The following is an 11522-nucleotide window of genomic DNA, read 5'->3' as shown; positions in this document are numbered from 1 at the left end:
GGCGGCGTTTTCAGCCCCGGAAATACCGACGAATCAAGGTTGCCGCGCCCACCGTTCTTGTGGGGCGCGGGTCCGAAGAACGAGAGAAGAGATGGAAAAGGTTCCGATGACTGCGGGCGGCTTTGCCGCGCTCGGGGAAGAATTGAAGAAGCGCCAGTCCGAGGACCGTCCGCGCATCATCGAGCATATCGCGGAAGCGCGCTCGCATGGCGACCTGTCGGAGAACGCGGAATATCATGCCGCGAAGGAAGAGCAGTCCCACAATGAGGGCCGCATCGCCGAGCTTGAGGACAAGCTCGCTCGCGCCGACATCATCGATATCTCGAAGCTGTCCGGCGACACCATCAAGTTCGGCGCCACCGTGACGCTAGTCGACGAGGACACCGAGAAGAAGGCGGTGTGGCAGATCGTCGGCGAGGTCGAGGCCGACGCCAAGAAGGGCCGCATCTCCATTACCTCGCCGCTGGCGCGCGCGCTGATCGGCAAGAAGAAGGGCTCGACCGTCGAGGTCAATGCCCCCGGCGGCGCCAAGGCGTATGAGATCACCAAGGTGGAGTGGCGGTAAGATCTGCCGTTGCGTGCACTACGTTTCGAAAAGGTCGCGCGATTTGCGCGGCCTTTTTGTTTCGTCGTGTTGCGGTTGTGAGGCAGGCTCGCCCGCTCCACACGCGTCGTTGCGGGGGAGGCGCTACCGTCTTCCCTTCACGTCCAGCGGCACGGCCGCCTCGTATTTCGAATTATGCAGCACCAGCGACGTCCGCACGTTGCGAACATGGGGCGCGGCTGTCAGGTGCGTCACGAAATCCTGGAAGGTCGCCATGTCCGGAGCCACGCATTTCAGGATGAAATCGACCTCGCCCGACAGCATCCAGCACTCCCGCACCAGCGGCTCGGCGCGCACGAATTCCTCGAAAGCGCGCAAATCGGCTTCCGCCTGGCTGGAGAGGTGCACGGCGGCAAACACCGTGACGTCGAAGCCGAGCTTTTGTGCATCCAGCAGCCCGCGGTAGCCGTGGATATAGCCCTCCTCCTCCAGCGCCCGGACCCGGCGCAGGCAGGGCGGGGGCGAAATGCCGACCCGTTTGGCGAGCTCGACATTGGTGATTCGACCGTCGGCCTGGATCTCGGCGAGAATTTTGAGGTCGATCTCGTCTAGGTTCCGCGACACGTGACTGGAACTCCTGGGCTTTATGGCGGTATCGGGTGGGTCTGATGGCCATCCTCATAGCCGAGTCCCGCCCGTTTGCGCAATTTTATTGCGCGTTCACCCAACCGACTTTTGTTCCTTGTTGGAAAAATCCGCCGATTGGGAATGCAATTCTTGCATAGCTCATCAGAAGGCTTAGATTAGCTCTGATATTTCAGCGCCTCCGCGAGGCCTCCCGGCACGTTCCGCGCCCGCGCTGCAATCCCCCGGTGAAAGGCGTCCGTGAATATGTCCGCCCCTGTCCATGCAAAGGTCGTCATCATTGGCTCCGGCCCCGCCGGCTACACCGCCGCGATCTACGCCGCGCGCGCGATGCTCGAGCCGATCCTGATCCAGGGCATCCAGCCGGGCGGCCAGCTCACCATCACCACCGATGTCGAGAACTATCCGGGCTTCGCCGATGTGATCCAGGGCCCCTGGCTGATGGAACAGATGGAGAAGCAGGCAGTCCATGTCGGCACCAGGATCGTCACCGACCTCGTCACCAAACTGGAGACCGGGCAGCGGCCGTTTCGCCTGACCTGCGACTCGGGCGACGTCTATTTCGCCGAATCCGTGATCCTCGCCACCGGCGCGCAAGCGCGCTGGCTCGGGCTGCCCTCCGAGGCGAAATTCCAGGGCGGCGGTGTGTCGGCCTGCGCCACCTGCGACGGCTTCTTCTACCGCAACAAGGACGTTGTGGTGGTCGGCGGCGGCAATACCGCGGTCGAGGAGGCCCTATACCTGACCAACCATGCCTCGCAGGTCACCATCGTGCACCGCCGCGATCACTTCCGCGCCGAGCGCATCCTGCAGGAGCGCCTGTTCAAGCACCCGAAGATCAAGGTGATCTGGGACTCCGCCGTCGACGAGATCTGCGGCACCGAGAACCCGTACAAGGTCACCCATGTGCGCCTGAAGAACGTCAAGACCGGCGCGCTTTCGGACGTGAAGACCGACGGCGTCTTCATCGCCATCGGTCACGCGCCGGCGACGGAGCTCGTGAAAGGCCAGATCAAGCTGAAACCGTCAGGCTATGTCGAGGTGGCCCCGAACTCGACCGCGACCTCTGTGCCCGGCCTGTTCGCCGCCGGCGACGTCGCTGACGAAACCTATCGCCAGGCCGTGACGGCCGCCGGCCTCGGCTGCATGGCAGCTCTCGAGGCCGAACGTTTCTTGGCCCTGCGCGCCAGCGAGCGCGCGGCAGCGGAATAACGATCATGGCTCGAACACGCGACGGATTTACGGACATGGACTGGGACAAGCTGAAGGTGTTTCACGCGGCGGCGGAAGCGGGCAGCTTCACGCATGCGGGCGAGCAGCTCGGCCTGTCGCAATCGGCGGTGTCACGCCAGGTCTCGGCGCTGGAGCAGGAGCTCTCGGTCTCGCTGTTCCACCGCCACGCCCGCGGCCTGATCCTGACCGAGCAGGGCGACCTCCTGTTCCGCACCGCGCATGACGTGTTCATGCAGCTGCAGGCGGCGCGCGCGAAACTGACCGACAGCCGCGAGCGGCCGAGCGGCGATCTCAAGATCACCACCACCCCCGGCGTCGGCATCAACTGGCTGATCCCGCGGCTCGGCGAATTCACCGCGCTCTATCCGGAGATCCGGATCTCGCTGATCGTCACCGACGAGGAGCTGGATCTGTCGATGCGCGAGGCCGACGTCGCGATCCGCACCCGCAAGCCGACGCAGCCGGATCTCATCCAGCGCAAGCTTTTCGCGATGGGCTTCCACGCCTATTGCTCGCCGGATTACATCAAGCGCTTCGGCACGCCGCGGACGCTGGAGGAGCTCGACTCCCATCGCATCATCACGCTGTCAGACGGCAACTTCGCGCCGCATCTGCAGAACCGCAACTGGCTGGTCGAAGCCGGGCGCAACGGCTCGGGTCCGCGCGAGGCCTATTTCAGGGTCAACAACATCCTCGGCCTGGTGCGCGCCTGTCAGCAGGGCCTCGGTATCGCGGCGCTGCCGGATTACCTGATCGAAGAACAGAGCCGCCTCGTACAGCTGTTCGGCGAATCGGATTCGATCCAGCTCGATACGTATTTCGTCTATCCGGAAGAGCTGAAGACGGTCGCGCGCGTGCAGGTGTTCCGCGACTTCGTGGTGAGCAAGGCGCAGCGCTGGCCGTCCTGATTTCCGCATGTCTGACATGCGGCTCCGGCTGTTGCTGCATACCGCTCGTCGAGCCCATACTGCCTAGACGCTGAGCCTTCGCGTTGCGCATTTGTCCCCCTCCTCCAGTGGCGCGGGAGTTCAGTAATCCCTCTTGGAAGGTGATTGTGTCGGCCTCACGTGGCCAATACCTAAGCCGGGCCTTCGGGTCCGGCTTTTTTTCTGCCCAATTCGGCTTTCGCCTTCCGCGTGCATTGACAGTTTTAGGCATACCCCGCATCATTTCCAAATGATCACGAAGTCGTGCGCAATCGTCTCGAAAAAAGGCCCCCATTCGGGGACCTCGGATTTTTGCGCGCGCTAGGCTGACTTCGTCATCGCGAGCCAAATCCCGAAAACCCCGCCGCCTGGACGGGGTTTTTTCATGTGCCCTCCGTCTCAGGTTTTTCCCGAGAAGGAGAGAAGAACATGACCGATTTGCGAACCCATATGCATGGACTCTGGCTGCCGCTGGTGACGCCGTTTCGGAACAGTCGCCTCGACGAGACATCGCTGCGGCGGCTGACGCGGCACTACTGCACGCAGGCGATCGATGGCATCATCCTGGGCGCGACCTCGGGCGAAGGCATGACGCTGCGCGACGCCGAGCTCGAGCGCCTCGTCGCCGTCGTGCGCGACGAGATGGCGGCCGGCCGCCGGACGTTGCCGATTGGCCTTGGCCTTTCGGGCGCGGACACCTCGCGGATGAAGGAGCGGCTGGATGAGACCGCGGACTGGCCGATCGATTTCTATCTGATCGCGAGCCCCTATTACGTGCGGCCGTCGCAGCGCGGCATCCTCGCGCATTTCGAGGCGCTGGCCGATCACGCCGCCTGGCCGCTCGCGCTCTACAACATTCCGTATCGCTGCGCCGTCGGCATCAACAACCAGACGCTGCTGCGGCTCGCCGAGCATCCGAACATCATCGGGCTGAAGGATTGCGGCGCAAGCCGCGAGCAGTCGATCGCGCTGCTGCGCGACAGGCCGAAGGGCTTTCGCGTGCTGACCGGCGAGGACGCGAACTATTTTGAGGCGCTCAGCGACGGCGCCGATGGCGGCATCTTGCTGTCAGCCCATATCGAGACCGCAACCTTCGCAGCCGTGCATGCCGAGCTGAAGCTTGGCAACGCGGATGCGGCAGAGGCGCGCTGGCAGGAGGTAGCCGAGCTGACGCGGCTGCTCTTCACCGAACCGAGCCCGGCGCCGGCGAAGTACTGGCTGTGGCGAAGCGGCCTGATCGACAGCCCCGAGGTCCGCCTGCCGATGGTGGAGGTGAGCAGCGAGCTCGCCGCCCAACTCGATCGCGAGATCGAGCGGCGGATGAAAGTCGCGGCGCGAGAGAGCACCGCCTGTGGTTAACCGCGCACCAACTCCCTTCGCAGCTGCGGCATGGCGCATCCACGCCTCGTTTACGCAATGCCGCCTATCGTTCCCCCGCAAAGTCTTCAAACAGGGGGAATGACCATGGGGCAACGCGTTCGCCCGACCGCGGCGGAAATCTTCGCGCCTGCCGATCTTTTGCAGGGAATTTTGGTGGTGTCGTCGTTCGGCTTCTGGGCGGTGATGCTCGGCCTGATGCCGGTGCTGCTGTTTCGGGTCTGGCTCGCCTGATCACGAGAGACCGCTTGCATGGTTAAGCCGAGGTCACAAATGCGCTCAAAATGCGAGCGCGGCTGCGAGCCGGAATCTTAAAACATCCTGCGTATCGTTCGGCCCATAAGCGAAGAAATCGCGGGGGCGATCTTGAACAATCAGAATGATGCGGCGTCGCATTACGGCGCCGGACAGCAGGGCTTTTCCACCGAGGACATCATCTGGGCCGTCGGCATCTGGTCGGTGATCCTGACGCTGTCGCCGGTCATCGTGTTCTACATGCTGATGGTGGCTTAGCCTTCATCCTCACCCCACGAACGCAAAACGCGCGGAGCGCCGCGCGTTTGTCGTCCGGGGAAATGATTGATGAAATTATGCCGCCTGCTTGTGCATTGCGCCGGACGCCGACGCCGTGCCGCGAATGGCTTTCACTGAACGCTCGATCGCCGCCCACAGCCTTGCAATTTCCTGAGCTGCACGGCTCTCGGCCTGATACTCACGCGCGCCTTCGCCGTGGCTGAGTGCCATCAACAAATCCGAACGATTGGTGATCTGGCCGCCCCACACCGGAGCACGGAACTTTGCCAGCGCCTCGCGGGCGATGGTGACGATCGGGCTCTCGGACTCGTCGCGACGCGCCGGAGCGCCGTTGAGCACGACCGCGTAGGGCTTGCGCGCCGCGCGGCACATCTGGATGGTTTCCTGCACCGCGTTGACGTCGAACACACCGGGACGTGCCGGGATGACCACCATCGTCGCGTTCTTGATCGCGTCGTCGACCACGGCCGAGAGGTTCGGCGGCGTGTCGATCAACACCCACTCATAGCCGTCGCGCTTGGCAGCGGAGACGATGCCGCTGACCGAGTTCACGGCCGCCTTGATCGGCGGCTCGTTGGTGCCACGCAGCTTGTGCCACAGCGTGAGCGAGCCTTGCGGATCCGCGTCCACAAGCATCACCTGCTTGCTCTGCTTGATCTGCGCAGCGAGATGTGCGGCCAGGGTACTCTTGCCCGAGCCGCCTTTACGCGATGCAAAAACAATAACGTTCATACCTCTGGCCTCCAGATTGACCCCAGGCCACGAAAATGAATCACCGCGCTGATTCGTGAAAGAAAAATTTATCGGGAGTGGCGTCGCCGCCACGAAATAACAAGACGTGTTGGCTTTTGAGTCACACTGCTGTGTGCGACGACAGACACGAACCGTCACGAATGGCTGTTCACGCTGGCAACCGCATGTTTTCCAGGCAATCGCGCGGGAAAAACAGGACTACAACTTTGCCGCGCAAATCCTCGCGCGGCTTTTGTTTCATCGCGCGCGGCCGCGATCGCTGCAGGCTCCCACGCACGCCACGCGAACAAAACGAGTCCGGTGGCTGTCGCGAAGCTGGCGCACGCCTAGCCGTCGGCGGTCTTTTTCTTCTTGGCCTTCGGCTTGGTCTTCCTCGCCACGACGGGCTTGATGTTGGTAGGCTGACCGGCGCGGACCTCGCCCGGCTCGGGGCCACGGCGGAAGAACACCGCGCATTGCGGCGACAGCTGGGACTTCTTCCGGATCATGCAGGCGGTGATGGCATCGACGTTCGGGATGAACTCGCCGCACAGGTTCATTGCATCGGGCGTGCAGGCCTGCTGCTGCTCCGGCGTGTAGGCGAAGCCTGTGCCCGGCTGGGCCAGAACGCCGAGCGCGAGAGCGAAGGTTGCAGCAGCCAAGGAAGTCCTGAAGCGAGATTCCGGCATCTATCCCCCCAAAATGTCGAGTCAGGGAGATAGTGGGTGAACGGGCGTTGGTTGGCAACGAGGCGCGAGGCGAAACCCGGGCGCTGTGCGCTCTCGGCAACAGGGAGGCCTCGGGCCATCTTCTCCGCTGTCATCGCCCGGCCTCATGCGCAATTGCGCATCAGGACCCGGCGATCCAGTATTCCAGAGACGCCCGACGTTCCCTGAGAGGGCGCGGCGTACTGGATCCCCCGCCTTCGCGGGGGACGACAGTTGTGTGCGAGGCGGCGTCCGGCCAAACCGCAAAACAACCCCATGCACAGTAGCCAGGGCCCTGGGCCACCTTGCGAATTTTCGCGCCTTGCGGATTTTACGAATTTCCTTTGACACGTCGGGCAAAACACCGGCATGATGGCAGGATCGAGAGCTGCGTGGGGTGGTCGGCCTAATCTCCCCGTGAGGGGGAGGACCGCATGGCCACCGTGTTGATCGTCGCGCCGGTGTTTGCGCTGATCGCGGCCGGCTATGCGTCGGTGCTGTTTCGCTTCGTCTCCGAGGGCGCGCACAAGGGCATCTCCGAATTCGCCTTCAGCATCGCGATCCCCGCGCTGCTGTTTCGCACCATCGTCGTCTCGGAATTCCCCGATGTCAGCCCCTGGCGGATGTGGGGCGCCTATTACGGCGCGCTCGCCCTCACCTGGGTCGCGGCGCTCCTGATCTCAGTGCTGCGGCGCGAGGACCGCGAGGACGGCGTCGTGTTCGCGATCGGCTCGGTCTACGGCAACATCGTGATGCTCGGCATTCCGCTCGTGCTCTCGGCGCTGGGCAACGAAGCCGCAGGCCCGATGTCGCTGATCCTGTCGGTGAACACGCCGCTGCTCTGGCTCTGCGGGATCTTGCAGATGGAGCTTGTCAGCCGCAAGCGGACGGGCTCGCCCTTCGCGATCATCTGGCCCGTGCTGGCGGATCTTGCGCGCAATCCGCTGATGCTGGGGATCGGCTTCGGCGTGGTCTGGCGTTTCACCGGCCTCGGCCTCAACCCCGTTGTCGACAAGACGATCGAGCTGCTCGCGCAGGCGGGATCGCCGGCCGCGCTGATCGCGCTCGGCATCAACCTGTTCCGGTTCGAGGTAAAAGGCGAGATGCCGAGCGTCGTCGCGATGAGCGCGCTCAAGCTGCTGGCGATGCCGGCGGCGGCATTCGTGCTGGCAAACCTGCTCAACCTGCCGCCGGTCGTGACCGGCGTCGTCGTGCTGTTCGCGGCGATGCCGACCGGCGCGAACGCGTATATTTTTGCGGTCCAGTATCAGCGGCTGGTGAACCCGGTGTCGGGCGCGGTGGCGCTGGGGACGCTGCTGGCGGCGGTGACGTTGCCGGTGGTGGTGATGATGGTGGCGGGGGTGAGGTAGGGGTTCGCTGCGCCTACCCGGCGACCTCGTACCGGAATACCACGAAAATGGCCCGTTTTAGCGGGCTTTCGAGAGCGTCGCTCAAAGTCGTATACTTAAATATACCCAAATTTTAGCATTTGGATATAGATTGATATACAGATTGTTGTCATCTGGATATATATAAGTATCCAAGTTAGACATCCATGTAGCTCGATGGGTCGACAAATGGGCGTCAAAACTATCGTTCAGCAGCAGTATCGCAACATCGTCGACAGCGCGGCCGCAAGCGCGGCCGGCCTGAAAGCGCCGCCCGAAGGCTGGCTGCGCACGGTCCGCAGCGCGCTCGGCATGTCGGGTGCCGACGTCGCAAAGAAAATGGGCGTCACCCGCGCACGCGTTCCCGCGGCAGAGCGCGCCGAACTCGCAGGCGGCGTCACCCTGAAATCAATGCAGGCGGCAGCCGAGGCGATGGGGTGTCGCTTCGTCTATGCGATCGTTCCGGCATCGGGACATGTCGAGGATATCATCACCGCCCAAGCTCGAAAAAAAGCCATGGCCATCGTTGGCACAGCCAGCACGCACATGGCCCTCGAAAACCAGAAACTGCCGGATGACAAAATTGATCAGGAAGTCGAACGTCTCACCCGTGAGATCGCGCAGGAAATGCCTCCGAATTTCTGGAGCGATCAATGATCGGGGATCTCCAGTATCCCGACGCAGCGACGCCGCTCGACCCAAACGAGCTTGACGGGCTGAAGCATAAACACATCACGACGCAAGGCGAGCTCGATCAACTGGAACAGGCCAACATCGGGTCCGGCTTGCGCTGGCTCGGTCGGCAGAGAGCCCACGTTCTGACCGACGACTTCGTCATCACCTTGCACAAGCGCTTGTTCGGCGACGTCTGGAACTGGGCGGGAACGTTCCGAAAGACTGGAAAGAACATCGGCATCGATCCCGTCCACATCCCTGTGGAGCTTCGAACCCTCATGGGTGACGCCCAGTATTGGGCTGACAACAAAATCTACCCGCCTTCCGAAGCTGCCATTCGCTTGCACCATCGCCTCGTCAAAATTCATCCGTTTCCCAATGGCAACGGCAGGCACGCCCGCATCATGGCGGATGCTGTCCTGGACCGCGTCTACAGCGCGAAGCCAATCGATTGGGCAGGCGGACACGATCTTCAAAAGATGAATGAGCGGCGGACTGCTTACATCGCGGCCCTTAAGGCTGCGGACCAGGATGACATGGGCCCCTTGATCAAGTTCGTTGGTCCGCGAAGTGATCTGTAAAGCGCGACGGCCGGCGGCGGCGCCGTGCTGTTCGCGGCCATGCCGACCGGCGCGAACGCGGATATTTTTGCGGTCCAGTATCAGCGGCTGGTGAACCCGGTGTCGGGCGCGGTGGCGCTAGGGACGCGGCTGGCGGCGGTGACGTTGCCGGTGGTGGTGATGATGGTGAGGTAGCGCCGCGCCGCTCAGGCAGCCCAGTCCACAATCGCGTCAATGAAAGTCCGAGCCTGGCGGATCGCATCCAGCCTCGTGGCGCAGACCCCGACCGACACGGTTCGGCCCTTTCCGACAGTCCACTGCCAACCGGATAAATAGCTCATTCTAGCGACCGAGAAGCTTACGCCGCGATGTTCCACGGAGGACCTCCGCTGACATGTTGCTGTGTCCAAAAGCTTACTCCAAATGCTGAATATGATCCAGCCGAACGCAGCCAGCAGGCCTCATGTCCGGGCGTTTGCAACAACGGTCAGCAGCACGGCATCACAACTTGTCGCCGCGGAGAAGTCGCGGCAAGCGCCTCTTGACCGGGGAAGAGTGGATGATCGACGTGTTGGTCATCGCATAGGGGATGACTTGGTCGATCAGTTTCTCCAGGTCGTCGACAGATTGGACATGGGCTCGCGCGATAAAACAATCCTCGCCGGTAATTCGATCACACTCCACGATCTCCCGCAGTCCGCGCAGGACGTCCGCGACTTTCTGCAGTTGTCCGGGAATAGGCCTGATGCGCAACCAAGCCGCGATTGGCAGGCCCAAGGCCTTTGGATTGATCGTCAGCGTGTAGCCCTCGATCACACCGACTTCCTCGAGGCGCTTGATTCTTTCGGACACGCTCGGCGACGATAGACCGACTGAACGGGCCAGATCGGCGATGCTCATCCGGGCGTCGTCGGCCAGGGCATCCAGAATGCGGACATCGGTTACGTCCAGATCGCCATTTTCATATCGAAGGCGTTTCACGTCGTTCACCTTTGATCAATGGAGGATTGCCGCAGTCTAGTCTTCCGGATGGCATTTTAAAGAGCCGCTGCGGCTCTCATACTTAGGTGTGAGGAACCGCATGCCCAATCTCAGCCTGACATTCACCAAGGTCGCTCATTCCGCCCCACCGCATGCCTGGTTCGGCGTGAGCGCCATATTCCATTACCTGGGCCCGTCCTTTGCCGTCCTGCTTTTCCCGGCAGTCGGCGTCCTTGGCGTCGCCTGGATGCGGATCGCGTCCGCTGCGGTCATCTTTGCGACGTGGACCAAGCCATGGAGGACGATCAAGCGCGCCGACCCGCGAACGCGATTTATGCTCATCAGCCTCGGCGGCTGTCTCGCGATAATGAACACGTCGTTCTATCTGGCGCTCGATCGACTGCCCATGAGCCTGGTTGCGGCGATGGAGTTTGTTGGGACGATAGGCGTTGCGTTGTACGGACTCCGGACGGCTCGCAATTTTGCGGCGCTAGCGCTCGCGGCGCTCGGTGTGTTTCTGCTGATCGACGTGAAATGGTCAACCGACCCGCTCGGGCTGTTCTGGGCGTTTCTGAACAGCGCACTGTTCGTCGGCTATATCATACTGGGACACAAGATATCCGAGGGCGGCGCGAGCGGCGGCGTTGAGCGGCTCGGAGCGGCGATGGCAATAGCGTTCTTCTTCATCATGCCGATTGGGTTCGTCCAAGCCGCAAAGGCCTTCGCGACGCCCGTGCTGGTCCTCGCGGGTGTCGCCGTGGGTGCCTGCTCATCCGTCATACCCTATGTCTGCGATCAGTTGGCGATGTCCCGCCTGCCGCGGGCGAGTTTCGCCCTGATGCTCGCGCTGCTGCCAGCGACGGCCACCCTGCTCGGCCTCATGGTCCTGGCGCAAATCCCCAGCGGGCAGGACATGATCGGCGTATTGCTCGTCATGTCAGGGGTCGCAATCCACAAGCCCGCGGCGCCGGAAGCGCCTATTCCGAAGTTGGCATCCACGGCGCCGTGAGCTTCTTGTTGCCGATCGCCTAGCGAACGATGGCGCGGGATCGGGGAGTTACGGAGTTGCGGTGCACGAGATTGCGCATTGCGGACAGCGAGCACGCTGTGGGATCGGGAGTTTTATGCACTGAAGATCATCTAGCCGGCCTTCGCGACCAAGAAGGCGGTGGAGCTAAAGTGAGTTCGAAGTGATCGAATCACTTTTGGGCCACGAGGAG

15 protein-coding genes are annotated in these 11522 nt (G+C 62.5%); 11 read left to right on the top strand and 4 right to left on the bottom strand.

The genetic code is table 11. From position 1 onward, the window contains the following. The first annotated feature begins 91 nt into the window (after nucleotides 1–91). A complete protein-coding gene (gene greA / locus ABID58_RS25680) occupies nucleotides 92–565 on the top strand; it encodes a transcription elongation factor GreA (RefSeq protein WP_027534300.1) in 474 nt (157 codons plus the stop codon). Nucleotides 566–688: 123 nt separating this feature from the next. On the opposite strand, the gene ABID58_RS25675 is transcribed toward greA, so the two are convergent. After that, nucleotides 689–1168: an Lrp/AsnC family transcriptional regulator gene (locus ABID58_RS25675; RefSeq protein ID WP_148751598.1), complete on the bottom strand. Its 480-nt coding sequence runs from the start codon at nucleotides 1166–1168 to the stop codon at nucleotides 689–691. 267 nt (nucleotides 1169–1435) lie between these two features. Between ABID58_RS25675 and trxB the strand changes: the two genes are divergently transcribed. From trxB to ABID58_RS25650, 5 genes are all read left to right on the top strand, one after another. Further along, nucleotides 1436–2401: a thioredoxin-disulfide reductase gene (gene trxB / locus ABID58_RS25670; protein WP_148751599.1), complete on the top strand. Its 966-nt coding sequence runs from the start codon at nucleotides 1436–1438 to the stop codon at nucleotides 2399–2401. A gap of 5 nt (nucleotides 2402–2406) precedes the next feature. Continuing rightward, nucleotides 2407–3330, top strand: a complete 924-nt coding sequence (locus ABID58_RS25665) for a LysR family transcriptional regulator (protein ID WP_007614700.1) — start codon at nucleotides 2407–2409, stop codon at nucleotides 3328–3330. A gap of 447 nt (nucleotides 3331–3777) precedes the next feature. Continuing rightward, on the top strand, nucleotides 3778–4707 hold the full coding sequence (locus tag ABID58_RS25660) for a 4-hydroxy-tetrahydrodipicolinate synthase family protein (RefSeq protein ID WP_354035513.1): 930 nt from the start codon (nucleotides 3778–3780) through the stop codon (nucleotides 4705–4707). Nucleotides 4708–4812: 105 nt separating this feature from the next. Then, entirely contained in the window at nucleotides 4813–4959 is a 147-nt protein-coding gene (locus tag ABID58_RS25655; protein ID WP_187434883.1) for a hypothetical protein, read from the top strand. A gap of 132 nt (nucleotides 4960–5091) precedes the next feature. Beyond that, nucleotides 5092–5238 (top strand): hypothetical protein, encoded by a 147-nt coding sequence (locus ABID58_RS25650; protein WP_187434884.1) that lies wholly within the window; start codon nucleotides 5092–5094, stop codon nucleotides 5236–5238. 75 nt (nucleotides 5239–5313) lie between these two features. On the opposite strand, the gene ABID58_RS25645 is transcribed toward ABID58_RS25650, so the two are convergent. Together ABID58_RS25645 and ABID58_RS25640 are read right to left on the bottom strand one after the other, a co-directional pair. Continuing rightward, nucleotides 5314–5991 carry an AAA family ATPase gene (locus ABID58_RS25645; RefSeq protein ID WP_148751612.1) on the bottom strand — a complete coding sequence of 226 codons (678 nt, stop codon included), beginning with the start codon at nucleotides 5989–5991 and terminating at the stop codon, nucleotides 5314–5316. 347 nt (nucleotides 5992–6338) lie between these two features. Next, nucleotides 6339–6680 carry a hypothetical protein gene (locus tag ABID58_RS25640; RefSeq protein ID WP_148751602.1) on the bottom strand — a complete coding sequence of 114 codons (342 nt, stop codon included), beginning with the start codon at nucleotides 6678–6680 and terminating at the stop codon, nucleotides 6339–6341. A gap of 452 nt (nucleotides 6681–7132) precedes the next feature. Here ABID58_RS25640 and ABID58_RS25635 point away from each other — a divergent pair, with 452 nt between their 5' ends. The 4 genes from ABID58_RS25635 to ABID58_RS25620 all read left to right on the top strand — a co-directional run bounded on the left by ABID58_RS25635 (nucleotide 7133) and on the right by ABID58_RS25620 (nucleotide 9516). Next, nucleotides 7133–8068, top strand: a complete 936-nt coding sequence (locus ABID58_RS25635; protein WP_354035511.1) for an AEC family transporter — start codon at nucleotides 7133–7135, stop codon at nucleotides 8066–8068. Between the two features lie 207 nt (nucleotides 8069–8275). Beyond that, nucleotides 8276–8743 carry a mobile mystery protein A gene (locus ABID58_RS25630; RefSeq protein ID WP_354035509.1) on the top strand — a complete coding sequence of 156 codons (468 nt, stop codon included), beginning with the start codon at nucleotides 8276–8278 and terminating at the stop codon, nucleotides 8741–8743. Then, complete coding sequence (locus tag ABID58_RS25625; RefSeq protein ID WP_354035508.1) at nucleotides 8740–9342, top strand: mobile mystery protein B; 603 nt, start codon at nucleotides 8740–8742, stop codon at nucleotides 9340–9342. The genes ABID58_RS25630 and ABID58_RS25625 overlap by 4 nt, the downstream gene beginning before the upstream one ends. A 24-nt stretch (nucleotides 9343–9366) precedes the next feature. Continuing rightward, nucleotides 9367–9516, top strand: a complete 150-nt coding sequence (locus ABID58_RS25620) for a hypothetical protein (protein ID WP_354035506.1) — start codon at nucleotides 9367–9369, stop codon at nucleotides 9514–9516. Between the two features lie 306 nt (nucleotides 9517–9822). Here the strand turns inward: ABID58_RS25620 and ABID58_RS25615 are convergent, their stop codons facing one another. Next, nucleotides 9823–10302 (bottom strand): Lrp/AsnC family transcriptional regulator, encoded by a 480-nt coding sequence (locus tag ABID58_RS25615; RefSeq protein WP_354035688.1) that lies wholly within the window; start codon nucleotides 10300–10302, stop codon nucleotides 9823–9825. Nucleotides 10303–10402: 100 nt separating this feature from the next. Here ABID58_RS25615 and ABID58_RS25610 point away from each other — a divergent pair, with 100 nt between their 5' ends. Then, nucleotides 10403–11311 (top strand): EamA family transporter, encoded by a 909-nt coding sequence (locus tag ABID58_RS25610; protein WP_354035504.1) that lies wholly within the window; start codon nucleotides 10403–10405, stop codon nucleotides 11309–11311. The last annotated feature ends 211 nt before the right edge of the window (nucleotides 11312–11522 follow it).

The organism is Bradyrhizobium sp. S3.2.6 (assembly GCF_040546885.1).
Lineage (GTDB): Bacteria > Pseudomonadota > Alphaproteobacteria > Rhizobiales > Xanthobacteraceae > Bradyrhizobium > Bradyrhizobium cytisi.
The sequence above is the reverse complement of the archived record's forward strand: the minus strand, read 5'-3'. Positions and strand labels throughout refer to the sequence as shown.

Coding starts and splice junctions, on each gene's coding strand:
- greA (WP_027534300.1), top strand. CDS start 92: ATGGAAAAGGTTCCGATGACTGCGGGCGGCTTTGCCGCGCTCGGGGAA.
- trxB (WP_148751599.1), top strand. CDS start 1,436: ATGTCCGCCCCTGTCCATGCAAAGGTCGTCATCATTGGCTCCGGCCCC.
- ABID58_RS25665 (WP_007614700.1), top strand. CDS start 2,407: ATGGCTCGAACACGCGACGGATTTACGGACATGGACTGGGACAAGCTG.
- ABID58_RS25660 (WP_354035513.1), top strand. CDS start 3,778: ATGACCGATTTGCGAACCCATATGCATGGACTCTGGCTGCCGCTGGTG.
- ABID58_RS25655 (WP_187434883.1), top strand. CDS start 4,813: ATGGGGCAACGCGTTCGCCCGACCGCGGCGGAAATCTTCGCGCCTGCC.
- ABID58_RS25645 (WP_148751612.1), bottom strand. CDS start 5,991: ATGAACGTTATTGTTTTTGCATCGCGTAAAGGCGGCTCGGGCAAGAGT.
- ABID58_RS25640 (WP_148751602.1), bottom strand. CDS start 6,680: ATGCCGGAATCTCGCTTCAGGACTTCCTTGGCTGCTGCAACCTTCGCT.
- ABID58_RS25635 (WP_354035511.1), top strand. CDS start 7,133: ATGGCCACCGTGTTGATCGTCGCGCCGGTGTTTGCGCTGATCGCGGCC.
- ABID58_RS25630 (WP_354035509.1), top strand. CDS start 8,276: ATGGGCGTCAAAACTATCGTTCAGCAGCAGTATCGCAACATCGTCGAC.
- ABID58_RS25625 (WP_354035508.1), top strand. CDS start 8,740: ATGATCGGGGATCTCCAGTATCCCGACGCAGCGACGCCGCTCGACCCA.
- ABID58_RS25610 (WP_354035504.1), top strand. CDS start 10,403: ATGCCCAATCTCAGCCTGACATTCACCAAGGTCGCTCATTCCGCCCCA.